This is a genomic window from Baekduia sp. Peel2402, assembly GCF_052567285.1.
This window is the reverse complement of record NZ_CP199582.1, coordinates 2315345-2339067: the sequence shown is the minus strand read 5'-3', so window position 1 is coordinate 2339067 and position 23723 is coordinate 2315345. Positions and strand designations below refer to the sequence as shown.

The 23723-nt window shown below is 72.4% G+C and carries 20 protein-coding genes; 15 read left to right on the top strand and 5 right to left on the bottom strand.

Translation table 11 applies throughout. The features are described from left to right. Positions 1-5: 5 nt before the first annotated feature. From lpdA to ACT01A_RS11375, 9 genes are all read left to right on the top strand, one after another. Positions 6-1796 (top strand): dihydrolipoyl dehydrogenase, encoded by a 1791-nt coding sequence (gene lpdA / locus ACT01A_RS11415; protein WP_445152377.1) that lies wholly within the window; start codon positions 6-8, stop codon positions 1794-1796. Positions 1797-1806: 10 nt separating this feature from the next. Continuing rightward, positions 1807-2310 (top strand): adenylate/guanylate cyclase domain-containing protein, encoded by a 504-nt coding sequence (locus ACT01A_RS11410; RefSeq protein WP_445152376.1) that lies wholly within the window; start codon positions 1807-1809, stop codon positions 2308-2310. Between the two features lie 11 nt (positions 2311-2321). Beyond that, entirely contained in the window at positions 2322-2567 is a 246-nt protein-coding gene (locus ACT01A_RS11405) for a hypothetical protein (protein WP_445152375.1), read from the top strand. A gap of 52 nt (positions 2568-2619) precedes the next feature. After that, complete coding sequence (locus ACT01A_RS11400; RefSeq protein WP_445152374.1) at positions 2620-4815, top strand: acyltransferase family protein; 2196 nt, start codon at positions 2620-2622, stop codon at positions 4813-4815. 30 nt (positions 4816-4845) lie between these two features. Beyond that, entirely contained in the window at positions 4846-5502 is a 657-nt protein-coding gene (locus tag ACT01A_RS11395) for a GDSL-type esterase/lipase family protein (RefSeq protein ID WP_445152373.1), read from the top strand. A 55-nt stretch (positions 5503-5557) separates the two neighbouring features. Continuing rightward, positions 5558-6838 (top strand): sensor histidine kinase, encoded by a 1281-nt coding sequence (locus ACT01A_RS11390; protein ID WP_445152372.1) that lies wholly within the window; start codon positions 5558-5560, stop codon positions 6836-6838. Further along, complete coding sequence (locus tag ACT01A_RS11385; RefSeq protein ID WP_445152371.1) at positions 6835-7482, top strand: response regulator; 648 nt, start codon at positions 6835-6837, stop codon at positions 7480-7482. The genes ACT01A_RS11390 and ACT01A_RS11385 overlap by 4 nt, the downstream gene beginning before the upstream one ends. A 48-nt stretch (positions 7483-7530) precedes the next feature. Beyond that, positions 7531-7896 (top strand): hypothetical protein, encoded by a 366-nt coding sequence (locus tag ACT01A_RS11380; RefSeq protein ID WP_445152370.1) that lies wholly within the window; start codon positions 7531-7533, stop codon positions 7894-7896. An 81-nt stretch (positions 7897-7977) separates the two neighbouring features. Further along, a complete protein-coding gene (locus tag ACT01A_RS11375) occupies positions 7978-9606 on the top strand; it encodes a S8 family serine peptidase (protein WP_445152369.1) in 1629 nt (542 codons plus the stop codon). Positions 9607-9621: 15 nt separating this feature from the next. On the opposite strand, the gene ACT01A_RS11370 is transcribed toward ACT01A_RS11375, so the two are convergent. Beyond that, complete coding sequence (locus ACT01A_RS11370) at positions 9622-13329, bottom strand: choice-of-anchor D domain-containing protein (protein WP_445152368.1); 3708 nt, start codon at positions 13327-13329, stop codon at positions 9622-9624. Positions 13330-13443: 114 nt separating this feature from the next. Between ACT01A_RS11370 and ACT01A_RS11365 the strand changes: the two genes are divergently transcribed. Beyond that, entirely contained in the window at positions 13444-14262 is an 819-nt protein-coding gene (locus tag ACT01A_RS11365) for an MBL fold metallo-hydrolase (protein ID WP_445152367.1), read from the top strand. A 2-nt stretch (positions 14263-14264) separates the two neighbouring features. On the opposite strand, the gene ACT01A_RS11360 is transcribed toward ACT01A_RS11365, so the two are convergent. Beyond that, positions 14265-15791, bottom strand: coding sequence for an LLM class flavin-dependent oxidoreductase (locus ACT01A_RS11360; RefSeq protein WP_445152366.1), 1527 nt, complete (start codon positions 15789-15791; stop codon positions 14265-14267). An 85-nt stretch (positions 15792-15876) separates the two neighbouring features. Here ACT01A_RS11360 and ACT01A_RS11355 point away from each other — a divergent pair, with 85 nt between their 5' ends. Further along, a complete protein-coding gene (locus ACT01A_RS11355) occupies positions 15877-17241 on the top strand; it encodes a sensor domain-containing diguanylate cyclase (protein ID WP_445152365.1) in 1365 nt (454 codons plus the stop codon). Between the two features lie 27 nt (positions 17242-17268). After that, on the top strand, positions 17269-18813 hold the full coding sequence (locus tag ACT01A_RS11350; protein WP_445152364.1) for an acyl-CoA carboxylase subunit beta: 1545 nt from the start codon (positions 17269-17271) through the stop codon (positions 18811-18813). A gap of 4 nt (positions 18814-18817) precedes the next feature. On the opposite strand, the gene ACT01A_RS11345 is transcribed toward ACT01A_RS11350, so the two are convergent. The 3 genes from ACT01A_RS11345 to ACT01A_RS11335 all read right to left on the bottom strand — a co-directional run bounded on the left by ACT01A_RS11345 (position 18818) and on the right by ACT01A_RS11335 (position 21921). Next, positions 18818-19240, bottom strand: a complete 423-nt coding sequence (locus ACT01A_RS11345) for a ChaB family protein (protein WP_445152363.1) — start codon at positions 19238-19240, stop codon at positions 18818-18820. Positions 19241-19257: 17 nt separating this feature from the next. Continuing rightward, a complete protein-coding gene (locus tag ACT01A_RS11340) occupies positions 19258-20217 on the bottom strand; it encodes a cyclase family protein (RefSeq protein WP_445152362.1) in 960 nt (319 codons plus the stop codon). Between the two features lie 204 nt (positions 20218-20421). Next, positions 20422-21921 carry a hypothetical protein gene (locus ACT01A_RS11335; protein ID WP_445152361.1) on the bottom strand — a complete coding sequence of 500 codons (1500 nt, stop codon included), beginning with the start codon at positions 21919-21921 and terminating at the stop codon, positions 20422-20424. Between the two features lie 185 nt (positions 21922-22106). Here ACT01A_RS11335 and ACT01A_RS11330 point away from each other — a divergent pair, with 185 nt between their 5' ends. Genes ACT01A_RS11330 through ACT01A_RS11320 form a run of 3 tightly spaced genes read left to right on the top strand, consistent with a single transcriptional unit; the run spans position 22107 to position 23583 of the window. Continuing rightward, complete coding sequence (locus ACT01A_RS11330; RefSeq protein WP_445152360.1) at positions 22107-22706, top strand: type IV toxin-antitoxin system AbiEi family antitoxin domain-containing protein; 600 nt, start codon at positions 22107-22109, stop codon at positions 22704-22706. A 17-nt stretch (positions 22707-22723) separates the two neighbouring features. Further along, entirely contained in the window at positions 22724-22897 is a 174-nt protein-coding gene (locus ACT01A_RS11325; protein WP_445152359.1) for a hypothetical protein, read from the top strand. Further along, positions 22894-23583, top strand: coding sequence for a nucleotidyl transferase AbiEii/AbiGii toxin family protein (locus ACT01A_RS11320; RefSeq protein ID WP_445152358.1), 690 nt, complete (start codon positions 22894-22896; stop codon positions 23581-23583). The genes ACT01A_RS11325 and ACT01A_RS11320 overlap by 4 nt, the downstream gene beginning before the upstream one ends. The last annotated feature ends 140 nt before the right edge of the window (positions 23584-23723 follow it).

Genomic DNA, 23723 nt, shown 5'->3' with positions numbered 1-23723 from the left:
AGACCATGGCTGATCTCGACGTCCTCGTCCCCGACATTGGCGACTTCACCGACGTCCCGGTCGCGGAGATCCTCGTGTCGGTCGGCGACGAGGTCTCCGCTGAGGACCCGCTCGTCGTCCTGGAGTCCGAGAAGTCCTCGATGGAGATCCCCGCGCCCGAGGGTGGGACGGTCAAGGAGATCAAGGTCGCGGTCGGCGACGCGGTCAGCGAAGGTGACGCGCTGGTGGTGCTGACGGTGAGCGCCGCGGCGGCGGCTCCGAGCGATGCTGGCGAAGGCGAGACGCCCGACGAGGTCGCGGTGGAGTCGCCCGCCCAGCCCGTGCCGAGCGACGACACGAGCACCGAGGAGGACGTCACGGTCGAGCGCGGCGATGTGCACGCGACGCTGCTCGTCCTGGGCTCCGGCCCGGGCGGCTACGCGGCCGCGTTCCGCGCGGCGGACCTCGGCGTCGACGTCGTGATGGTCGAGCGTCACGAGCAGCTCGGCGGCGTCTGCCTCAACGTGGGCTGCATCCCGTCCAAGGCGCTCCTGCACGCGGCGAAGGTGATCACCGAGGCCGAGACGTTCGGCACGCACGGCATCACCTTCAACAAGCCTGAAGTCAACTTGGATGAGTTGCGCGCCTGGAAGGACGGCGTGGTGGCGAAGCTGAACGGCGGCGTCGGGCAGATGGCCAAGGGCCGCAAGGTCCAAGTCGTCCACGGCGAGGCGCGGTTCACGGGCCCCAACCTGCTCGCGGTCGAGAAGGACGGGGAGACGACGACGGTCTCGTTCGACCACGCGATCGTCGCCGCGGGCTCGCGTAGCGTCACGCTGCCCGGCGTCCCGCACGACGACCCGCGGGTGATGGACTCGACCGGCGCGCTGGAGCTCGTCGACATCCCCGGCAAGCTGCTGGTCGTCGGCGGCGGGATCATCGGCCTGGAGATGGCCACCGTGTACGACGCGCTGGGCAGCGAGGTCACGGTCGTCGAGTTGGCGGAGGGGTTGATCCCCGGCGCTGACCGCGACCTGGTCAAGCCGCTGCACAAGCGCATCGAGCAGCGCTACGCGGCGATCCACCTGTCGACCAAGGTGGAGAAGATCGAGGCGCAAGATGATGGCCTTCACGTGAGGTTCTCCGGCGACGTCGAGGACGCCACCTTCGACCGCGTGCTCGTGGCCGTCGGAAGGGTCCCCAATGGCGCTGGGCTCGGCCTCGACGCGGCCGGCGTCCACGTCGACGAGCGCGGCTTCGTGGGAGTCGACGCCCAGCAGCGGACCAACATCCCGCACATCTACGCCATCGGCGACGTCGCCGGCGGCCCGATGCTCGCGCACAAGGCGACGGCCGAGGGCCACGTCGCCGCGGAGGTCGTCGCCGGGCACAAGGCGGCGTTCGAGCCGCGCGGCATCCCGTCGGTCGCCTACACCGACCCCGAGGTCGCGTGGGTCGGGCTGACCGAGACGGAGGCCAAGGACCAAGGCATCGCCTATGAGAAGTCGGTCTTCCCGTGGAGCGCCTCCGGGCGCGCGCTGGCGATCGACGGCGCCGACGGCGTCACCAAGCTCCTGCGCGACCCGGAGACCAACCGCGTCCTGGGCGCCGGGATCGTCGGTCCGCACGCGGGCGACCTGATCGCCGAGCCGGGCTTCGCGCTGGAGATGGGGGCCGACGTCGCCGACCTCGGCCTCACGATCCACGCCCATCCGACGCTGTCAGAGACCGTGATGCTCGCCGCCGAGATCGCCGACGGCACGATCACCGACCTGCCCAACAAGGCCGCGATGCGCGCGGCGAAGGCCGCGAAGTAGGGTCAGGCGCATGCGCGTCACGCGCACCTTCTGCTTCCTCGACCTCTGCGGCTTCACGCCGTTCACCGACGAATACGGCGACCAAGAGGCCGTCGCCGTCCTCGGGCACCTGCGCGCGGTCCTGCGGGCCGAGGCCGAGAACGCCGGCGTGCGCGTCACGAAGTGGCTCGGCGACGGCGCGATGCTCAGCGGCGTCGACGGCGGCGCGGTGATCGCGTGCGCGGCGACGGTTCGCGACACCCTGCAGACCGACGGCCGCCTGGCGCTGCGCGGCGGCGTCTGCACGGGCAAGGTCATCATGTTCGAGGGCGACGACTACATCGGCGCGGCCGTCAACGTCGCCGCGCGGCTGTGCACGAAGGCCTCGCCGGGGCAGATCCTGCTGACCGCGGGGACGGCCGAGGCGGTCCCGGAGCACATGACGCCGGTCGAGCTCGGCGCCCTGGAGTTCCCGGGCTTGTCCAAACCGGTCGAGGTCCTCGCCCTAGATGCCGCCGTCCGGCCGCCGCTTTAGCGTGCCGGAGCATGATCCTGCGCGAGCCGGGTGAGATCGATCGTTACCTCCGCGAACTGCGCGAGCAGGACCGCGCCACGGCCGGCGTTGGCGACGACGCGCTCGCGTTCACGCGCCTGCTCGAAGCGCACACGGTCGTCATGGACCACGGCCTCGGCGAGGACGTCGAGGAGTCGCTGGCGACGTGGCTCTCGGCGCTGGATGACACGCTCTGGCGTGAGCGCGTGCGTGAGGTTCGTCACGCGCTCAGCGCGTGAGCGCGGCACACTTGGGTAGCCACCAACCCGATCCGTGGGGACCCAGCAGACCTTGGACAGCACGACGCAGCCAACCGTCGAGCGGGCCTCCACGCCCGTGCGCGACGCGCTGCCCTGGTTGCCGTCAGGCCTGAAGGACCGCGCCGACGAGGGCGTCGGGGAGGGCGGGACGGGCGGTGGGACCTCTCACCGCGCGCGGTTCCGTCCCGAGATCCAGGCGCTGCGGGCGCTGGCCGTCAGCCTCGTCGTCGCCGCGCACTTGTGGCCCAACCTCGTCCCCGGCGGCTATGTCGGCGTCGACGTCTTCTTCGCGGTCTCCGGCTTCCTGATCACGTCGCTGCTGGTCGAGGAGGTCATCGGCAGCGGCCGGATCGGCCTGGTCGGCTTCTGGGCGCGCCGCGCGCGCCGGATCCTGCCCGCGGCGCTCGTCACGCTCGGCGTCACGGCGATCGCGACGCTGATCCTGGTGCCCTCGCACCGCTGGGGCGCGTTCCTGACCGAGATCGTGACCTCGGCGACCTACGTCGAGAACTGGCGCCTGGCGCACACCGCGGTCGACTACTTCGCCAAGGCCGACGGCATCTCGCCGGTCCAGCACTACTGGTCGTTGTCGGTCGAGGAGCAGTTCTACCTCGTCTGGCCGCTGCTGCTGATCGGCGCGCTCGCGCTGACCCGCGGGCGCAAGCCGACCACGCGCGTCGCCGCGCTCGCGCTGGCGATGGGCGCGCTGACGGCGATCAGCCTCGCCTACTCGATCATCCACACCGCCGCCGACCCGCGCCCCGCGTACTTCGTCACGCCGACGCGCGCGTGGGAGTTCGGCCTCGGTGGGTTGGTCGCGCTCGGCCTGGGCGCGTTCATCGGCCGCGCGCCCGCGCTCGTGCGCGTGCTGATCGGATGGGCGGGCCTGGCCGGGATCCTCGCCGCCGGCTTCCTCTACGGCCCCGGCACGCCGTTCCCGGGCTACGCCGCGCTGCTGCCGATCCTCGGCACGCTGGCGGTCATCCGCGCGGGCACGCCGGTCCATCGGCTCGCGCCGACCAAGCTCTTCGCGTGGCGCCCGATCCAGACCGCGGGCGACCTGTCGTACTCGCTCTACCTGTGGCACTGGCCGCTGCTTGTGCTGATCCCCTATGCCTTCGAGGGGATCTCGCGCGGTCTGCTGGCCGGGATCGTGCTGGAGCTGACGGTCGGCCTGGCGTGGCTGTCCAAGCGCTACGTCGAGGATCCGGTGCGCAAGATGCCCGGCCTGGTCCGCCGCCCGCGGCGGACGCTGGCGCTGGCCGGGCTGGCGACGGGGCTCGTGCTGCTGGTCCCCGCCGCGGGCGCGATCCAGCTGCACCGCGAGCTGAACGCCGACCAGCAGGCGACCAAGGAGGTCGTCTCCGAGCACCCGCGCTGCTTCGGCGCCGCTGCGCGCCCGCCCGGTGGCGCGCCGTGCGTCAACCCGGAGCTGGCCAAGGAGGTCGTCCCGACGCCGGTCGAGGCCTCCGAGGCCGCCAACGCGACCTGCCAGGTCGTCGAGCGTCTCGGCCGCGTGCGCGCCTGCGCCTTCGGCCCGCCGGCGGCCGGGGCCAAGGAGACCGTCGCTCTTATCGGCGACAGCCACGCCTCGCACTGGCGCGCCGCGTTTGACGCGGTCGCCAAGAAGCGCGGCTGGCACGGGCTGTCGGTCACGCACACCGGCTGCCCGTTCTCGCGTGCGACCGCGGCGCTGCCCCAGCCCGAGCGCACCGCGTGCGTGCAGTGGAACCGCGACGTGCAGCGCTGGCTGGAGCGCCACCCGGAGATCCACCGCGTGTTCGTCGCGGGCCATACCGGCGGCGACGTCGTCGGCCACAAAGGCCCGGACGCCTTCAACGCCCAGGTCCGCGGCTACGAGCGCGCGTGGGCGGCGCTGCCCAACACCGTCCAGGAGCTCGTCGTCCTGCGCGACACGCCGAAGATGCGCTCCGCGACGCTCGACTGCGTGCAGAAGGCGATGGACGCGGGCGACGATCCGGCGCGCGCGTGCGCCGTCCCGCGGGCGATCGCGCTGGAGCCGGACCCGGCGATCCCGGCGGCGAGCAGCGGCAAGGCCGGCCGTGATGTGCGTGCAATCGACCTCACAGAGACGCTGTGCGACCGTCGTTCGTGCTATCCAGTCGTCGGCGGCGCCTTGACCTTCAAGGACGTCGACCACCTGACCACCGTGTTCTCCAGCACCTTGGGGCCGTACTTGGACGAGGCCGTACAGCGCCTCTCCTGACGTTCCGTCTCTCTGCCGAATACCAAGAACGTGCCCCAGCTCCGCCGCCTGATCCCGACGACGTTCGCCGCCGTGCTCGCATGCGTCGCGTTGACCCCGGTCGCCGCCGACGCCCAGCTCGTCGCCGTCAACCCGCAGTCCTCGGTGCTCGTGGTGGGCGACTCGCTGGCCGTCGGCCTGCGTCCCTACCTGCAGCAGCAGCTCGGCACCGACGTCGCGTGGGACGCCAAGTCCGGCCGCACGACGCCACAGGGCCTGTTCGCGCTGCGCGCCGCGCTGAAGGTCGTGCAGCCCACGACGGTCGTGGTCTCGCTCGGCACCAACGACGGCTCCAGCCCGGTGCGGTTCAAGGACCGCATCAACAGGATGCTGTCGGCAATTGGCTCCAAGCGTTGCGTGGTGTGGACCAACATCTACCGCCCGGCGCGCAAGGGCCCGTACGCGGCGCTCAACTCGGTGCTCAACGCCGAGGCGTCGAAGCTCTCGCGCTTTCACCTCGTCGACTGGCTCAGCGCGGTCAACAGCCGCGCGGTCTCGCTGCCCGACGGCCTGCACCCCAACACCAAGGGCTTCGAGTACCGCTCGCAGCTGATCGCCGACGCGGTCAAGGACGACTGCGGCGTCGGCTCGATCGGCAGCGAGACGGCGCAGAGCGACGCCACGGGTGGCGTGGCGTCGCCCGCGTAGGACTTCAGTCTGATTCGCGCTCGTCTGGGCGCCTGAAGCGCCACTATGTGAATCGATGTCGGCCGTCGTGCGCTTCATCCTGGGGTCGCTCGCGGCCATCGCGGTCGTGGTCGTCGGCGGCTTCCTCGCGCTGCGCCACGTCACCGTGCGCGAGGCCGAGCGGGACACGCGGGAACGCGTCGAGCTGCAAGGCGGGCTGGTCGAGGCGTCCGGGCTGAGCGACGGCGTGCTGAAGGGCGACGCGGACGCGCTGGCGGATCTGGACGACGTCGTCGCCGCGCGGATCCTCAGCCCGACGGTCGTGCGCGTGAAGCTGTGGTCGCGCGACGGGACGATCCTCTACTCCGATGAGCCCGAGATCATCGGCAAGCGCTTCGGACTGGGCGAGGAGGAGCGCGAGCTGTTCACCGAGGGCGGCGCGGACGCCGAGCTGAGCGACCTGTCCGAGCCCGAGAACGAGTTCGAGCGCCAGGAGGGCAAGCTGCTCGAAGCGCACACGGTGATCCGCACGCCCAACGGGACGCCGGTGCTGTTCGAGACCTACCAGCGCTTTGACGCCGTGACCTCCAGCGGCGCGCGGATCCTGCGCGCGATGGCCCCGACGCTGATCGTCGCGTTGTTGGTGCTGTTGCTCGTGCAGGGCGCGGCGTCGTGGTCGCTGGCGCGCCGGCTGCGCCGCGAGCACCGCGAGCGCGAGCGGCTCCTGGAGTCCGCGATCGAGTCCAGTGACGCCGAGCGGCGGCGGATCGCGGCCGACCTGCACGACGGCGTCGTCCAGGACCTCGCGGGCGTCGCCTTCGGGTTGGCGCCGCTGGCCGACGACGCGGCGCGGCGCGGGGACGCGGCCGAAGCGGCCGCGCTGCGGGGTGCGGCCGAGCGCCTGCGCGGTGGCGTGCGGTCGCTGCGGACGTTGTTGGTGGAGATCCATCCGCCGTCGCTGGAGACCGCGGGCCTGGAGGCGGCGCTGGCCGACCTGCTCTCGCCGCTGGCCGCCTCCGGCGTGGCGACCGTGCTGGAGGTCGACGACGGCGCCGCGCGTGGCGGCGCCAACGACGCGCTGGTCTACCGCGTGGCGCGCGAGGCGCTGCGCAACGTGGCGGCGCACGCGGGCGCGACGTCCGTGCGGGTCGGCGCGACGCGTATCGACGGGCACGTGCGGCTGGAGATCGCCGACGACGGCCAGGGGTTCGACGCGGCGCGCCGGGCGGCGCGCGCGGAGGAGGGACACGTGGGGCTGACGTTGTTGGAGGAGTTGGTTCGCGGCGTGGGCGGGACGCTGGACGTGCGCAGCACGCCCGGCGCGGGCACCACCGTGGCCTTGGAGGTCCCGACGTGATCCGCGTGCTGCTGGCCGACGACCACGGCGTGATCCGCGACGGTCTCGGCCGGCTGATCGCGGCGCTGGACGACATCGAGCTGGTCGGCGCGGCGGCCGATGGGGCGGAGGCCGTGAAGCTCAGCGCCGAGCTGGGGCCCGACGTCGTTGTGATGGACCTTGACATGCCCGGCGTCGACGGGATCGAGGCGACGCGCCGCGTGCTCGAGGATCGGCCGTCGACCGCGGTGCTCGTGCTCACCTCGTTCAGCGACCGGCCGCGGATCCTCGGCGCGATCGAGGCCGGCGCCTGCGGCTACCTGCTCAAGGACGCGGCCTCCGAGGAGGTCGCCGAGGGCATCCGCGCCGCCGCGCGCGGCGAGTCGCCGCTGGACCCGCGCGCCGCGCGGACGATCCTCACCGCCCAGTCCGAGCCCGATCCGGCCGCCGGCCTCTCCGCGCGCGAGGCCGAAGTCCTGGGGCTGCTGGTCGAGGGCCTGCCCAACAAGCTGATCGCGCGCCGGCTGGAGATCAGCGAGAAGACCGTTAAGACGCACCTGACCGCGATCTTCCGCACGCTGAACGTCACCGACCGCACGCAGGCCGCGCTGTGGGCGGAGCGGTCCGGATTCGTGGAGCGGCGCGGTGCAAGGGAGCGCCCTTAAGACCGAAGTCCCATTGCCGTCATCGCGTCGGGCCGCCATGGTGGGGCGATGAGCACCTTGGCCTCCGTCCTCGCCGTGGTCGCCCTGTCGCACGGCGGCGGTGGCGACGACGACCGCGCTCGCGTCGACGCGACCTGCGGTGGCAGCGTGCGCGCGCGGCTGGAGCTGCGCGCCGAGGACGGCGAGATCGAGACGCGCTTTGACCTGGATCACGCGCCGCGCGGCTCGGCGTGGCGGATCACGCTCACGCAGGAGGGCCGCGTCGACTGGCGCGGACGGGCGACCGCGCGGCGCGGGTCGTTCCGGATCCGGCGCACGGTCCGCGACCTCTCCGGCGCGGACCGCATCGGCATCCGCGCCTCCGGCCCGCGTGGGCTGAGCTGCCGGGCCTACGCAACCCTGCCCGGCGACTGACGAGGCCGTCTGGCTTAGCCGTCCGGCTCGACCTCGTCTGCGGACCTCCACCGGACGGCGCTCGGAGCCGATCGCCCGGACATGCCGAGCATGCTCGCCGCCGCCGCGTTGGCCGCTGCCGCCGTCGCCCTGCCCGGGCAGGTGGTCGTGGGGTTCTCCGACGGGGCCAGCCAGGAGCAGCGGGCCGCGGCGCGCGCGTCCGTCGACACCATCAACGCCCAGCGTCTCGGCGAGGCCGAGACGCAGACGCTGACCGTGCCGGGCGCGTCCGACGCGACGCTTGCCGAGCTGCGCGAGCAGCCGGGCGTGGCGTACGCCGAGCCGGCCTACCAGACCGCCGGCGACCTGATCCCGCCGAACCTCCTCTTCGCCTCGCAGTGGCCGCTGTTCAACACCGGCCAGACCGGCGTCGCCGACGCCGACCTCGACGCCGAGCGTGCCTGGGACCTGGTCGGCAGCGGCGCGTCGTCGGTGCTCGTCGGCCTCGCCGACAGCGGCGTCCAACCCGACCATCCCGCCTTCCAGAACCTCAACGTCTGGACCAACCCGACGGCGGGCAGCTCCGGGGACAGCGCGGGCAACGGCTGCGTCAACGACCGGCACGGCTGCGACACCGTCACCCGCGGGACAAAGCCGTTCGACGAGAACGGCCACGGCACCGCCGCCGCCGGCGTCATCTTCTCCGGCTGGTCGCTCGGGATCCCGTACGCGGGCCTCGCGCCCGCCTCGACGCTGATCCCCGCCAAGGTGCTCGGCACCGCCGGGACCGGCACGACCGCCCAGCTGGCCGCCGGGCTGAACTTCCTCGGCGACCAGGGCGCGCGCGTCGTCAACGTCTCGATCGGCGCCCCGTACTCCGAGGCCGTTCACCAGGCGATCGTCAACCACCCCAACACGCTCTTCGTCGCCTCGGCGGGCAACAGCGGGGTCAACGTCGACCAGGCGGCCAGCTATCCGTGCGAGGACCCGGCGCCGAACGTCATCTGCGTGGCGGCGATCGACTCCTCGGACCGGCTCGCGTCGTTCTCGAACTACGGGTCGTCCGGCGTCGACCTCGCCGCGCCCGGCTCCGCGGTCCCGTCGACCGCGCTCGGTGGCGGCATGGGCACGTTCAACGGCACGAGCTTCGCCGCGCCGATGGTCACCGGCATCGCCGCGCTGGCCTTCGCGGCCAAGCCTTCGGCGACCGTCGCGGAGATCAAAACCAACATCTTGTGGGCCGTGGACGGCGTGGCGGACCTGACCGGCAAGGTCTCCACCGGCGGCGCCGCCAACGCCTACAACACGGTTGCGCACCTGCTCGGTGTCCCGGTCACACCACGGCCTGCGAAGGCGACCGGCGGTGCCGCCACCGCGGGCGCCACCGGCACGAGCGGCGCCGTCGGCTCGTTCACGGCGACGACGTCCACCACGACCACCGCCAAGACGACCACGTCGGGCAGCACGGTCATGCTGCGGGTCTCCGCTCACCGCGCCGGCACCCGCAAGGTCCACGTGACGTTGCAGTGCGTTAGCGCCGGCGGCTGCACGACCCGCGCGATCGTCGCGGGCGGCGGCGCAACGCTGCGGCCGGCGCTCAAGCTCAAGCGCTATCGCAAGCAGACGCTGACGCTGAAGGTCCCCAGCGCGGCGCTGGTGCAGTCGGTCTCGGTGACCGTAGGCAGTGGCAAGCTCGCCCACCGGCTCACCGCGCCGGTCAAGAAGGCCTAGGCCTAGCGCTGGCGCTCAGCCCACCGTCAACGAGAAGGTCCGCGTGACCTTCTTGGTGGCGTTGGTCACCGTCAGCGTGAGCGTCGCCTTGCGCGCGGCCTTGATCGCCTTGCGCTGCTTGGCCGTCAGCTTCAGCGTCAACGTGCTCGCCTGACCGCTGCGCAGCGTCAGCGCCTTGGTCACCGCGATCGTGGTCGACTTGGTGGCCTTGCCGTGCTTGGGTGTCAGCGTGAGCTTGGCGGTGGCCTTGCCGGTGCAGGTCCCGCCGGTGCAGACCGCCGCGGCGATGACCTTGGAGGCGGCCGGCTTGCCCAACTTGGTGGTCTTGCTCGGAGTGAAGACCTTCAGGGTGCCTGCTGCACCGGCGGCGTAGGGCGTCTTGACGCCCAGCAGCGCAGCGACGACCTCGGTGGTGGTGGGCGCGCTGGGGGTGGTCGGCGTCGGCGCAGGTGTCGTCACGACCGGCGGGGTCGGCGTCGGCGTGGCGGCCGGCGGGCGCGTGCCGGTGTCACTGTCGTCCGGCGGCGTGGTCGGCACTGCCACGCCCGTGCCGGTCAGCGCGACCGTGAGTGGCGAGGACGGCGCGTCGCTGGGCAGCGACAGCGTCGCGGCCTGCGCGCCCGCGTGGGTCGGCTGCAGGCGCACGGTGATCGTGCACGACGCCCCGGAAGCGAGCGTGTGCGACGAGCAGCCGTCGGCGACCGTGCCGATCGCGGCGGCGTCGGCGCCGCCGAGCGTCGCGGTCCCGATCGTCGCCGCGGTCGTGCCGTGGTTGGTGAAGGCCAGCGCGGCGCCCGTGCCGGCGCTGCCGACGACGACGCTGCCCAGGTCGGCGGAGGTCGGTCCGTCGAGCAGCGGTGCGGTCTGGCCGTTGCCGGTCAGCGCGACGGTCGTGGGCGAGGCCGGGTCGTCGCTGGGCAGGCTCAGCGTCGCGGTCTGCGCGCCGCTGTGGGTCGGCACGAGGCGCAGCGTGATCGCGCACGAGGCGTTGGCGGCCAGCGTCAGTGAGGAGCACGAGTCGCTGGCCTTGACGATCGCCGCCGCGTCGGCGCCGATGATCGTGGCCGCGCCGAGGTTCGCGGTGCTCGTGCCGCCGTTGGTGAACGTGACGACCGTGTCGGCGCCCTGGCCGCCGAGGACCGCGTTGCCGAGGCTCGCGCTGGTGGGCGCCTGGATCGCGACCGCCGCGGTCGCGGTGATCGCCAGGTCGGCGCGCGAGACGTCGTAGAAGACGTTGTCGATGGCCTGCACCTTGACGCGCGCCGTGGTCGTGGTGACCTGCGGCAGCGTCACGGTCTCTGCGCCGTCGTTGGCAGTCGAGGCGGCGAGCACGCGCGGGAACGTGAGGCCGCCGTCCAGCGACAGGCTGATCTTCACGTTGGTGGTGTTGATCGGGCTCGCGCCCGTCCCGGCGACGTCCCAGGTGATCGGCAGCGACGTCCCGCCGTTGACCGACGCGGCGCTGGCCTGCGAGGTCACGCGGAACGGTCCGGTGCCGTTGGCGACGGTCAGCGCGACGTCAGCCTTGCCGACGCCACCGAAGCCCGGGTGGCTGTCGCGCGCGGTGACGCGGAAGTGCAGCGTGCGGTCGTTGTTGACGCCGACCCAGGCGGAGGTCGGCAGGAGCTCCGAGTAGCAGTCGACGACGCTGTCGGGCACCGGCGGGGAGGACGGCGCGGTCGGGCAGGAGCCGGTCGCGGCGTTGGTGTTGCCAGCGGCGACCTGCCGCTCGTCGGGGAACGACCGCCAGGTCTGCGACGTCGCCGCGTTCTCGCCGGGCGACGGCGTCTTGTAGGGGTCGTTGACCGGGTCGGCGTAGCGGGCGGCGGTCCCGAACATCCGAAACAGCGGGCCGTCGGTCTTGGCGTTGGTGGTCAGCGGGATCGCCGTGGTGCCGCCCGGGTCGTTCTCCTCCCACAAGTAGGAGACGGGGTCGCCCTCGGCGTCGGAGCCGGTGGCGTCCAGGAGGAACGGCGTGCGGGCCGGGATGACGTACGAGCCGGCGCCCGTCAGGCCGACGTTCGGCGCGTGGTTGGCGGTCGTCTGCGCGGTGCCGCCGTGGTGCGTGCTCCCGGCGACGGCGGTGACGCCGAAGACGCCGCCCTCGAAGCCGGAGGCGTTGGTGATGTCCAACGCGGCGGGCGTCCCGGCGGCCAGCGTGCCGTCGAAGGTGACGGTGAAGCCGGCGCTGCTGACGTCCGAGACCGTCGCGATCCCGCCTGCGGGCCAGGTGCTGATGCCCTGGATCGCGTTCTTGATGGTGGTGGCGCTGAGCGAGCTGATCGTCGTCGAGGTGGCGCCGTTGTACGTAATGGCGAACGAGTCACCGGAGCCGAACCCGTTCAGGCCCGCCTGCTGGACAGGCTTCTGCGTCGTCTCGGCGCTCGTCACGAAGCTCGTGATCTGCGTGATCGAGGCTTGCGAGAAGTAGGGGTCGCTGTGCTTCTGCAGGTCGTCGGTGCCGCAGATGCCCGCGTAGGCCATGACCGACGAGCCGCTGCCGGGCTCCACGCGCGGCGCCTGGGTCGAGGCGCGGTTGGCGGGCCCGCAGTTGCTGCTGGAGGTCGTGGTGCCGTTGAACGAGTGGTCGCCGCCGAACTGGTGGCCGAGCTCGTGGGCGACGTAGTCGACGGCGAAGACGTCGCCGACCGGCTTGGGCAGGCCGGTGCAGCCGCGGCCCTTGGACGACGTGCCGACGGCGCGCAGGTTGGCGATGCCGCCGCCGTTGACGCCGAGGATCAGGTGCGCGACGTCGTAGCTGCCCGCGCCGATGACGCGCCCGGCGACGACGTTGGCGCGGTCGAGCGTCGCGGTCGTGCACTCGGTCAGCTGCGAGGACGTGAAGCAGGCGCCGGCGCCGCACGGTCCGTTGGCGCCGGTCGCCTGCGCGGCGGTGTCGAGGTTCAGCGCGTCGTTGCCGGAGACCAAGTCCATGTGGAACGCGAAGTCCTGCTCGTAGATCTGGTTGACGCGGTTCATCAGCACCGCCTTGGCGGCGGTCGTGGTGTCCGGCGTGTTGGCGCCGTAGGTCGGGTCGGAGATCAGCGCCAGGCGGAAGACGCGCAGCGTCACCAGGCCGCCGTTGGCCTCGCCGGCGCGGTCGTCGCGCGCGAGATCGGACCCGGCCCCAACCCCGCCGACGCGGTCGGGGTCGATCTCCTCGAAGCCCGCGTACGGGTCCTCGGTGGCCGCGGCGCGCTCGTAGGCGACGTACTCGCTGCGGTCGCGGTAGCGCGGGTCCACGAACCACTGGCCGCCGTCGGAGCGCACCGAGGCGTGGAAGCCGAGCGGGCTGAGGTCGAGGCGGACGCTCGCGGTCGGGTCGTCGATCCCGCGGCCGGTGTAGGTCTTGATCTCCGGGTGCTTGGCGGCCAGGCCGGGCTCCATGACCGGCGAGTCGGCGATCGCGAAGCGCTCGAAACCGCCGTCGGGCGCCGGGATCGAGACCGTCAGGCCCTCGCCCGCGGCCGGCGCCGCGGTGCGCCGGCGCTCAGCGGGCGCGGCGGTCAGCACGGAGGCGAGCGCGTCCTGGTCGAGCGTGAACGCGGCGAAGCGCTCCGGCGCGACGAGTGGCTGGGCGGGCGTCGGCGCGCGCAGCGCGCTGGGCGCGACATGGTCCCACGCGCCCATCGACGTGGCGGCGCTCGACGCCGCCTGGGCGCTCGGCACCACGGCCACGGCGGCGAGCAGGCCCACCACGGCCGCGATCAACGACTTCTGCACGTCTCCAAGCATCGCACCGGATAGACGGCACCTACGTGGATATGTCAGCCATTGCGGACGGATGTCCGCGCCCCATAGTGTCCGCTATATGACCACTTTCGAGGACCGCTCATCGTGAAGGGCGTGACGCTCACCCACGTCGGCGGCCCGACCCTGCTGATCGAGATCGAGACCGGTCCCCACCCACCCTGGCGCCTGCTCACCGACCCGACGTTCGATCCCGCGGGCAAGGACTACAAGTTCGGCTGGGGGACGGGCTCGACCAAGCTGGCGGGGCCGGCACTGACGCGTGAGGCGCTCGGCGAGATCGACGGCGTGCTGCTCAGCCACGACCACCACGACGACAACCTCGATCCCGCGGGCCGCGCGCTGCTGCCGTCGCTGGGGACGGTCGTCACGACCGTCCCGGGCGCCAAGCGGCTGACGAGCAAGGACGGGCTGACCGGCGTGCGCGGGCTCACCGACTGGCAGACGACGGTGCTGGAGAAGCCGGGCCTGCCGTCGCTGGAGATCACCGCCACGCCATGCCGCCACGGACCGCCCGGCTCGCGGCCGATCGTCGGCGACGTGATCGGCTTCGCGCTGAAGTGGGAGGGCCAGGAGGACGGCGTCCTATGGGTCTCGGGCGACACCGTGCTCTACGACGGGGTCAAGGAGGTCGCTTCGCGGCTGGACGTCGACACCGCCGTGGTCCACCTCGGCGGCGTGCGCTTCCCGATCAGCGGGCCGCTGCGCTACACGATGACCGCGGCCGAGGCGGTCGAGTTGGTGGCCTTGATCGACGCCAAAGAGGCGATCCCGATCCACTACGAGGGCTGGAAGCACTTCCGCGAGGGCCAGGCGGCGATCGAGGCCGAGCTGGCGACGGCGCCTGCGGGCGTGCGTGACCGCTTCCGCTGGCTGCCGATCGGCGAGCGCGTGGCCTTGTCGTAGGCCTAGTAGAAGCCGTGGCGCGCGAGCGGCTCGATCAGCTCGCGCTCCTCGTAGGAGAAGTGCGACAACAAGGCGTCGGTGAGCAGGTCGACGGTCGCGTCGACCTGCGCGATGCCGTTGCCGCCGGGCGCGACCAGCGCGACGAGCGCCTGGTCGACGCGCTCCAGCAGGTCGGCGCGCTCCAGCAGGTCGGCGATCGTGACGTGCTCTTCCTCCAGCCGGTCCAGCACGGGCTGCAACTTGGGGTCGTTGCGGCGCAGGTGCGGGAAGACCGAGCGGTCCTCGAGCGTGTGGTGCTGGGTGACGACGCGACAGTAGGTCTCGCAGAACGTGCCGAGCGTCCAGTTGTTCTGGCGGATCGTCATCCGCGTGATGTGCTGGCGGGCGGCGGCCGCGTCGGTCTCGCCGCGCGCGACCTGGGCGATGATCTCGCGCAGGCGATCGAGCTCGCCGCGCAGGTGGTCGTGGACGTCGATCAGGTGGCGGCCGGCGGCCTGCTGGTCGGGCGTGTAGCGGCGGGCGGCGGCACCGTCGTCCTCGCTCGCCGCGAGCGTCGGGCGCGTCGTCTCGTCCCACGGCGCCTCGGCGGAGCGGCGCGCCTCGGGCGCCGGCGTCGCGTGGGCGGCAAACGGCGTCGACTCGACCACGACCGGCCGTGATGGGGCGGTGCCCGCGATCGGGCGGCTCACGCCGTCGAGCACCAACTCGCGCACGGCGGGCGCGGTCTCCTGCGCGAAGCGGCGGACGTCGTCGTCGGAGGCTGCGGGCAGGATGAACGTGCTGATCCCGTCGCGGAGGTTCAGCTCCGCCAAGCGCTCGGCCTCGACGCCGTCGCCCAGCAGGTTGAGCATCCGCCGGATCGCGGTCGGGTCCCGGCCCGCCGTGACCGCGGCGTCGTCGATCCGCGCGTTGGCCTGCGCGATGTCCTCGGGCTCGATGTAGCCCAGCGACGGCAGCCAGCCGTCGGCCTGCGCGCCGGTGAGACGCAGCATCCGCGGCTTGTAGGCGCCGAGCCAGATCTCGATCGCGTGCGCGGGCGCCGGACCGGGATGCGCGCCCGCGACGCGGTAGTGCTCGCCCTCGAAGCGCACCGAGCGCTGCGACGGGTCCCACTGCGCGCGGATGATCTGGATCGCCTCGGCCAGCGCGTCGACCGCCTCGCCCGGCGTGCGGCGCGGGCCGCCCATTGCCTCGACCGCGTCCCAGAACGCGCCCGCGCCAAGACCGAGCTCGACGCGCCCGCCGCTCAGGACGTCCAGCGACGCGACCGCCTTGGCGAGGACCGCGGGCGGGCGGAGCGGCAGGTTGATGACGTTGGGCGCGACGCGCACGTTGACGGTCTGCGCCGCCACGACCGACAGCAGCGTCCACGTATCCAGGAAGCGCGCCTGGTACGGGTGATCCTGGAAGCTGACGAGGTCCAGGCCGACCGAGTCCGCCAGCCGTGCGAGCGCGACGACGGCGTCCGCCTGGGCGGCGTCGGGCGTGATGAACACGCCGAATTGCAGCTCGTGACCGTAGTCCGCCATCCCCCGATGGAGGGTACTGCGCCGCGAGTGGCCAATCGGCTCGTCGCGGTCAAGAGATCGCGCGGCAGGCCGATTTTCTAGCGGGATGACCTGCAGCGCGCACCTTGCCGGCGACCCCGCTCTGACGACCCGTCTGGACGCGGGGATCGAGCAGCTCGGGCAGCTTCCGGTGCTCGACCAGACGCTCGTGCGCGTGCGCGAGCTGTCCGACGATCCGGACGCCTCCACCGAGGAGCTCGTCGCGGCGCTGTCGGGCGATCCGAACATCTCCGCCAACCTGCTGCGGTTTGCCAACTCGGGCCACAGCGCCTCGCCGGTGCGCGCCACCACGCTCCGCCAGGCGGTCACGCTGATCGGTCGCCGAGCCGTCGGGCGGATGGCGCTGGAGGCGGAGGTCTGCTCGTTCTTCGAGCGCGCCCCGGGCGGCGGCGGGACGGCCCGCGGCCAGCTCGCCGTGCACGCGATCCAGGTTGCGGCGGTCGCTGCCGAGCTGGCGCGCCGCAGCGGCGGAGACGTCCCGGCCGCGCACCTCGCCGGGCTGCTGCACGACCTGGGCAAGCTCGTCCTTCCGGCGGCCTTCGGCGAGGAGACGCTCGACGCGATCGCCGGCGTGACGCCCGCAGGCCCGGCGCGTCCGGTCGCCGAGCGCGAGCAGCTGGGCGTCGACCACGCCGCGGCCGGCGCGCGCTTCGCCGAGGTCACCGGGCTGGACGAGCGCGTCGTCGCCGCCATCGCCTTCCACCACGGCGCGCCCGAGGACACGGTCGCGGTCACCCCGACGGTCCGCGCCGTGCAGGCCGCCGACGCGACCGTCGCGATGCTCAACGGCCACCCGGCCGACGACCTGCTGCTGAACGCCGCGCTGGCCGATCTGGGCCTGGTGCTGAGCGACCTCGAGGAGGTCGCGATGTCCGCCATGCCCGCCGCGATGTCCGGCGGCCGCGGCCCGGCCGCGCTGCACGACCAGATCGCACGGCTGGAGCACGAGGCGCGCACCGACGACCTCACCGGTCTGGCCAACCGCCGCCACTGGACGATCACCGCGCGTGACGCGCTCGGCGAGCGGTCCGCGACCGTCGTCCTGGTCGACGTCGACCACTTCAAGGCGGTCAACGACCAGCACGGCCACCCGACCGGCGACTACGTGCTGATCGAGATCGGCCGGATCCTGAGCGGCCACGGCTTCGCCGGACGGCTGGGCGGCGACGAGTACGCGCTGATCACCGCGCAGCCAGATCCGGCGGGCAGGGTTGCCGCGGCGATCGTCGCCGAGGTCGCCGAGGCGCTTGGCGGCGGCGACTTGGCCGTGTCGGTCTCGGTCGGGACCGCGACGACGTGGGCGCCCGGCGGTGACCTCACCGAAGAGCTCAAGCGCGCCGACGCCGCGCTTTATGAGGCCAAGCGCGCTGGCCGCGGGCTGTTTCGCGCGGCGCCCGACCCAGTGGTGTAAGCCGCGTTCGTGGCAGGGTGCCGGGGCATGAGCGATGTCCCGACGCCTTCCGATGACCTCGCCGCGCTCCAGGCGCGCCGCGCGCTGACCGAGGACGCCGCGCGGCCGGACGCCGTGGAGAAGCGCCACGCGCTCGGCGGGCGCACCGCGCGCGAGAACGTGGAGGACTTGATCGACGACGGGTCCTGGGTCGAGTACGGGCGCTTCGCGATCGCGGCGCAGCGGGCGCGACGGCCGTTGGAGGAGCTGTACGCGCGGACGCCGGCCGACGGTTTGGTGGCGGGAACGGCGCGGATCGACGACGTCCCGGTCGCAGTCATGGCCTATGACTACACGGTCCTGGCCGGGACGCAGGGGATGACCGGCCACGACAAGAAGGACCGCCTGTTCGAGCTGATCGAGCGGATGGCGCTGCCGGTGGTCTTCTTCGCCGAGGGCGGCGGCGGGCGCCCGGGCGACACGGACTTCCCGGCGGTCTCGTGGCTGCACACGCGCGCGTTCGCGCTATGGGCCAAGTTGTCCGGGAAGGTGCCGCGGATCGCGATCGTCAACGGGCGCTGCTTCGCGGGCAACGCGGTGATCGCCGGCTGCGCGGACCTGATCATCGCCACGCGCGGCGCGTCGCTGGGCATGGGCGGCCCGGCGATGATCGCGGGCGGGGGGCTGGGCGAGGTCGCGCCCGACGACGTCGGGCCGATGAGCGTGCAGGAGCCCAACGGCGTGGTCGACGTGGTCGTGGAGGACGAGGCCGAGGCGGTCGCGGTGGCCAAGACGTTGTTGGGGTGCTTCACGCGGCCGTTGCTTCCTGACTGGACCGTGCCGGACCAGAGTAAGCTGATTGAGTTGCTCCCCGAGAGTGGGCGCCGGGCCTACAACGTGGTCCCGGTGATCGAAGGGCTGTGCGACACCGGGAGCGTCGTCGTGCTGCGGCCGAAGTTCGCGCCCGAGATGGTGACGGCGATCGGCCGCATCGAAGGCCGACCGGTCGGGATCATCGCCAACAACACCAAGTACTACGCGGGCGCGATCATGGCGGACTCGAGCGACAAGGCAGCGCGCTTCCTGCAGCTCTGCGACGCCTACGGGATCCCGATCGTCTCGCTCGTCGACACGCCCGGCTTCATGGTCGGGCCCAAGCACGAGCAGACCGCGCTGGTGCGCCACACGTCGCGGCTGCTCGTCGCGGGCGCGGCGCTGCGCGTGCCGTTCGTGGCGGTCGTGCTGCGGCGCGGCTACGGCCTCGGCGCGCAGGCGATGGTCGGCGGCTCGCTGCACGAGCCGCTGCTCACCGTCGCCTGGCCGTCCGCCCACCTCGGGCCGATGGGGCTGGAGGGCGCGGTGCGGTTGTCGATGCGCCGCGACCTGGAGGCGATCGAGGACGAGGCCGAGCGCGAGGCGCGCGTGCGCGAGCTGACCGCGGCTGCGCAGACCAACGCCGCGGCGATCAACGCGGCGACGTTCTTCGAGATCGACGACGTGATCGATCCGGCGGACACGCGCACGGTGATCGCCGCGACGCTGCGCGCCGCGGGCGACACGCCGCCGTCGGGGCGCTTCGTCGACCCGTGGTGATGGACTACGACTCGCGCTCGCGCGCCTTGGCGGTCTCGCGGTCGTAGGCGCGCTGGAGGGCGTCGACCAGCTCGTCCTTGGTCATCTTCGAGCGCCCTTCGACGTCGGCCTCGCGGGCGTCGGCGAGCAACTCGTCCTTGGTCTTGGACGCGTCGACGCCGCCGGCGGTCTCGCCGCGGCCCTCGCGCGCGAAGCGCCCGCCGCGGGCCGATCGCTCGTCGGAGGGGCCGTACTCGTCCTTCTCCTCCCAGTGGTCGCCCTTCTTCTCGGCGACGTGCTTGACCGACGCCCAGGCGGCGCGGTGGGCGCGCTCCTCGTCGCCGTCGTACTGCTCCTCGGCGCTGTCGAGGGTCTTCTCGTAGGTGTCGCGGACCTTCTTGGGCGAGCGCTTCAGGGTGCTCGGCAGGTCTTCCTGGTTGCTCGGCATGCCATCGGGGTTCCCGCTCAGCGCACGCGGTAGCCGAGCGTCGCGTCCCAGTGCAGCGGCGCGCCGGCGGCCAGGGGCGCGTCGGCGGCGGAGATCGCGGTGCCGGCGGTCGTGGAGGGCGGGCAGATCGCGACGTAGCGCGCGTAGCCGCCGAGGCCGCCGCGCAGCTTCGGGAAGCCGATGTTCACCAGGCAGCCGGTCGGCGGGACGCCGTCGAGGTTCGCGACGCCCTCGGCCTGGGCGTAGCCGTGATGCATCAGCCACGCCTCGCCTTCGAGCGTCGGCGTGGTGTCGGTGTCCAGCGGCTCGTGGCCGTGGAAGAGGATGTGGCGCTTCTCGTGCAGGTACTTCAGCGCGTCGAGCGAGACGCCTGGGAAGGCGGGGTCGGCGGCGAGGACCTTGGCGGCCTCGGGGTCGTCGGTCCAGCGCTTGGACCAGTCGGAGCGGACGAAGACGACCGAGCCGGCGGGGATCTTCCCGTAACGGCGCTCGAACGACTTGATGTCCTTGACCGACAGCGAGTAGGCGGGGTCCTTGGCGACCTGAGCGGCGATCGAGATCACCACCAACTTGCGGACCGCGTAGGTCGACGGAATTTCGTCAATCGCCGGGTACTCCGGCGCCCAGTGCGCGGGCGGGTCGAGCTGCGTACCGAACTGGTCGGTCGAGAAGACATAGGACGTGGCCTCGAAGCCGTCGCTGGCGTAGGTGTACGCGTTGCCGGTCTCAGGGTTGACGGCGGGCAGGAACTGCGCCGGTCCGAAGCCCTTCCAGACCGGCGCGCCGGGCGTGAGGTCGTGGGTCAAGTCGATGTACTTGGCGGGCGCAAGCGCCTGGTCGTATGCGCGCCAGAGATCGCTGGAGCGCGCGCTGTGGCTTGATCCGTGGCCATGGTCGCGGCCATGGGCGGCGGCGGTCGCCGGAAGCACGGCAAGCGCCGCGGCGGCGAGGGCGAGGAGGGAACGAGAAGAGAGCATGGCGCTCTCCGTGTACCCAGCCGGCGCGGGGTCGAGCCGAGAAGCCCCGCGCGTTGCGGGCGGCTGGATTCCGGTCGTCGCGTTCGCTGTCTGGGCGGTCCTGACCGGAGCGTTGTCGGTGGTCTTGCTCGGGCATCAGCGTCAGCGGTTCTTCGTGCCGTGCAGCGGCGCGGTCGGCACCCTGCACCCTCCTCGCACCTCGTGCTAGTCGAGATCGAAGGGCTTGGTGAGGTCCGCGGCGAAGCTCATCGCCAGGGTCGAGGTGAGGTTGGTGCGCAGGATGCCGTCGCCTTCGTCGGCGAAGAAGATCCGGCGGCCGTCGCGGCTGGTGCCGACGATCTCGGCCTGATGGCCGCCGTCGGTCCAGAGCCCGAAGACGTTCTTGGGCGGGGTGGCGTCGGGGGTGGTCAGTGCCTTCAGCGATGGGCGGCCGGTGACGATCGATACGGCGCTCGGGTAGGTGGTCGCCGTGGGGGGAATGCCGAGGTCGAGGCTCCCGAGCCGGACGTGATCGAGGCCCCCGAGCGCGGCGAAGGCCCAGAGCCGGCCGAAGAAGTCGAGCTCGCCGGTGAAGTCGGTGATGTAGCGCAGCCCGCGCGTGCTCGGCGTGGCCATTGCGACCAGGGAGTCGTCGTCGGAGATCGTGCAGAGGTCGCGGGCGGCCATGGGCGGGAGGCGCAGCTCGTGGCCGTGGCGAGGGACGCGGACGATGCGCAGCGCGTACGGCGGCTCGGGCGATGCGGCGCCCAGCAGCGATGACACCGGCAGGGCCAGGCAGTCGGCCGTGACGCGATGGCCGGCGATCGCCCTGAAGACCGCGGCGGCCTTCCCGGTGAACCGCAGCACCACGCGTCCGCCCCGGACGCTCGCGCGCAGGCCGGTCCCGGTCCCGGAGGTCAACGGGAGGTCGCCGGAGTAGCCCTTCACGCCGCGCTCGCGGTCGTCGGAATCCGGCAGTTGTCGCGCGCGATCCGGATGGGGCGGGACGTAGTCGTAGTAGGCCTCGACGAGGTTGGTGCGGTGGGCGCGCCCGTCGAGGTCCTCGTAGACCAGCCGCCGCCCGGCCGCGCTGAGGGCGACGAACGCGGCGTGACGGCCGCCATCGGTCCAGTAGCCGACCTGGCCGAGCGGCGGTGTCGCGTCCGGGCCGGGCAGCGCGACGATCCGGCCTCCCCCGCGCGCGACGAGGGTCGCGGCCGGGGTGTAGCGGGTGCCCGGGCGGCCGAGGTAGGCGGCGTCGAAGAGCGCGGTCGCGGCGGTGAGCTCGTCCGCCCAGGCCTCGCCCGCGGGCGTGAGCCCGGCCCGGGCGACGATCGCGGTGACGTCCGAGACCTGGCAGAAGTCGCCGGTGACCGAGAGCGTCGCGGTGAGCGTCCCGTCGCCGCGGGCCGCCCGGACGACCGCGGAGTCTTCACTCGGCGTGTTGGGCCGCGTCGCGAACATCAGCCCGGGCGCCGCGCGCACGCCGCAGGCGACCTCGGCCCGGTGCCCCGCGAGCTTGCGGCCCACGGCGGCCGAGGCGCCGGTGAAGCGCACGGTCACGGTCCGGCCGGCGGCCGAGACGACGACACCCTGTGCGGTGCCGGGGATCGCGGGCTGGAAGGCTGGGACTGCCGAGGCCGGACCAGCGAGGACGGCCTCTGCGGCGAGCACGGTTGCGGTGAACGCAAGGGCGATGATCAGCGATGCGAAGCGTCGACGCACCGGGCGACCCTACTCTGCCGCGGGAACCATCGCGAGCGCGATCATGTCGCCGCGCTCAAGTTTCGCCGGGCCCAGTACAAGAACTCAAGCAGCGACTCGACGCGGCCGCATCAGCGTGAAGCGGCCGCATCAGCGTGAAACAAAAACTACACATGAAGCGTGTCGTGTGTAGCATTTGTTCCATCGTGAGACAGGTCGACATCCTGCGGGAGCGGTTCGGCGAACAGCCGTTTCGCATCTCCGAGGCCGTGGCCGCGGGGGTGAGTCGCAGCACGCTGCATCGGATGCGGGAGGCCGGCGAGCTGACCGCGGTCGGGCGCGGGGTCGTGCAGCTTCCCGACGCTGGGATGGGGATGTCTTCCGGGTTGGCGGTGGTGTCGGCGCGCGCGCCCCGTGGAGCGATCTGCCTGAACTCGGCGCTGGCGTTCTGGGATCTGACCGACGAGGTCCCTGAGCGGATCCACGTCGCCGTTCCGCGCGGGACGCATCGACCCTCGATCGACCAGCCAGCCGTTCAAGTCCATGTCTTTGATGTGCGGACCTTCGACGTCGGGCGCGAGCAGCAGCGCACCGATGCCGATGAGTTGTTCTGGATCTACTCCGCCGAGCGATCGATCGTCGATGCGATGCGGATGTCGCGGTGGGTGGGACGTGACGTGGCCCTGCATGCGCTGCGCCGATACCTGGACCGGGCCGACGCGCAGCCGGCGCGCCTCGCCGAGATCGCGAGAGAGGTCGGAGGCGCCGCGCAGCTGACGCCAGCGCTGGAGGCGTTGCTCAGTTGAGCGACCATGGCGTCGAGGTGTTCAGGAGCTTGCAGGCGCGAGCCCGCGCTGAGCACGGTGGCAACACGCAGCTGTTGCTCGTCGTCTACGCGGTCGAGTCGTTCCTGCGGCGGCTGGCGTCGTCGGACTACGCCGAGCGGATGGTGCTCAAGGCGGGATGCTCATGGCCGCCGGCGGCGTGCGTCGCATGACCCAGGACGCGGACCTCTCGACCCACGGCGTTGCCAACGACGCCGAGCACGTGCGCGAGGTCATCGCCGGGATCTGCTCGCTGGTGCCGGACCCGGACGACGGGATCGTGATCGATCCGACCAGCATCAGGACCGAGGTCATGCGCGAGGGTGACGAGTACCAGGGCGTGCGCTGCAAGCTCGTCGCCGGCCTGGGCAGAGCGCAGATTCCGTTCGCGCTGGACATCTCCTTCGGCGACCCCGGAACGTCGACGACGATCGAGCTGCCGTCGGTCATCGACCAGCCAGACGTGCCGTTGCGGGCGTACCCGCTGGCGCTCAACCTGGGGGAGAAGATCGTCACCGCCATGCAGCGTCGCGAGACGAGCACCCGCGACCGGGACTTCGCCGATCTGTGGGTCTGCAGCCGTCGCTTCGACTTCGAGGCCGCCGAGTTGTTGGGGCACGTCCGCGACGTGGCGGAGCACCGAGGGCAGGCGGTGATGCCGCTGGCCGAGGCTCTGGCGAACATGCCGGATCGCCAGCAGCCCTATAAGGCGATGGTGCGGCGCATGTCCTACCTCGCGCCGCCGCCGGAGCGCTGGGCGGAGCTGCTCGCAGGCGTGATCGCGTTCGTGGACCCGCTTTTGGCTGACGAGGCCGAGGCGCTGACGCGATGGAGCCGTGAGCGCGCGAGCTGGCGGTAGGACGAAGGGGCGGCTTCCGAGGCGGCGGCGCGGAGATCTTGGACCGGGAGAACACCGGAGTTGTGGCTTGGACCCACGTTTCGGCCGACGCACGGGATTTCGCCTCTGCGAGCGTGGACGCCCAAACGCGAAAGGCCCCG

Bases quoted from the DNA above. Each gene is read 5' to 3' on its own strand.
- lpdA (WP_445152377.1), top strand. From the start codon at position 6: ATGGCTGATCTCGACGTCCTCGTCCCCGACATTGGCGACTTCACCGAC.
- ACT01A_RS11410 (WP_445152376.1), top strand. From the start codon at position 1,807: ATGCGCGTCACGCGCACCTTCTGCTTCCTCGACCTCTGCGGCTTCACG.
- ACT01A_RS11405 (WP_445152375.1), top strand. From the start codon at position 2,322: ATGATCCTGCGCGAGCCGGGTGAGATCGATCGTTACCTCCGCGAACTG.
- ACT01A_RS11390 (WP_445152372.1), top strand. From the start codon at position 5,558: ATGTCGGCCGTCGTGCGCTTCATCCTGGGGTCGCTCGCGGCCATCGCG.
- ACT01A_RS11380 (WP_445152370.1), top strand. From the start codon at position 7,531: ATGAGCACCTTGGCCTCCGTCCTCGCCGTGGTCGCCCTGTCGCACGGC.
- ACT01A_RS11375 (WP_445152369.1), top strand. From the start codon at position 7,978: ATGCCGAGCATGCTCGCCGCCGCCGCGTTGGCCGCTGCCGCCGTCGCC.
- ACT01A_RS11360 (WP_445152366.1), bottom strand. From the start codon at position 15,791: ATGGCGGACTACGGTCACGAGCTGCAATTCGGCGTGTTCATCACGCCC.
- ACT01A_RS11355 (WP_445152365.1), top strand. From the start codon at position 15,877: ATGACCTGCAGCGCGCACCTTGCCGGCGACCCCGCTCTGACGACCCGT.
- ACT01A_RS11350 (WP_445152364.1), top strand. From the start codon at position 17,269: ATGAGCGATGTCCCGACGCCTTCCGATGACCTCGCCGCGCTCCAGGCG.
- ACT01A_RS11345 (WP_445152363.1), bottom strand. From the start codon at position 19,240: ATGCCGAGCAACCAGGAAGACCTGCCGAGCACCCTGAAGCGCTCGCCC.
- ACT01A_RS11340 (WP_445152362.1), bottom strand. From the start codon at position 20,217: ATGCTCTCTTCTCGTTCCCTCCTCGCCCTCGCCGCCGCGGCGCTTGCC.
- ACT01A_RS11320 (WP_445152358.1), top strand. From the start codon at position 22,894: ATGACCCAGGACGCGGACCTCTCGACCCACGGCGTTGCCAACGACGCC.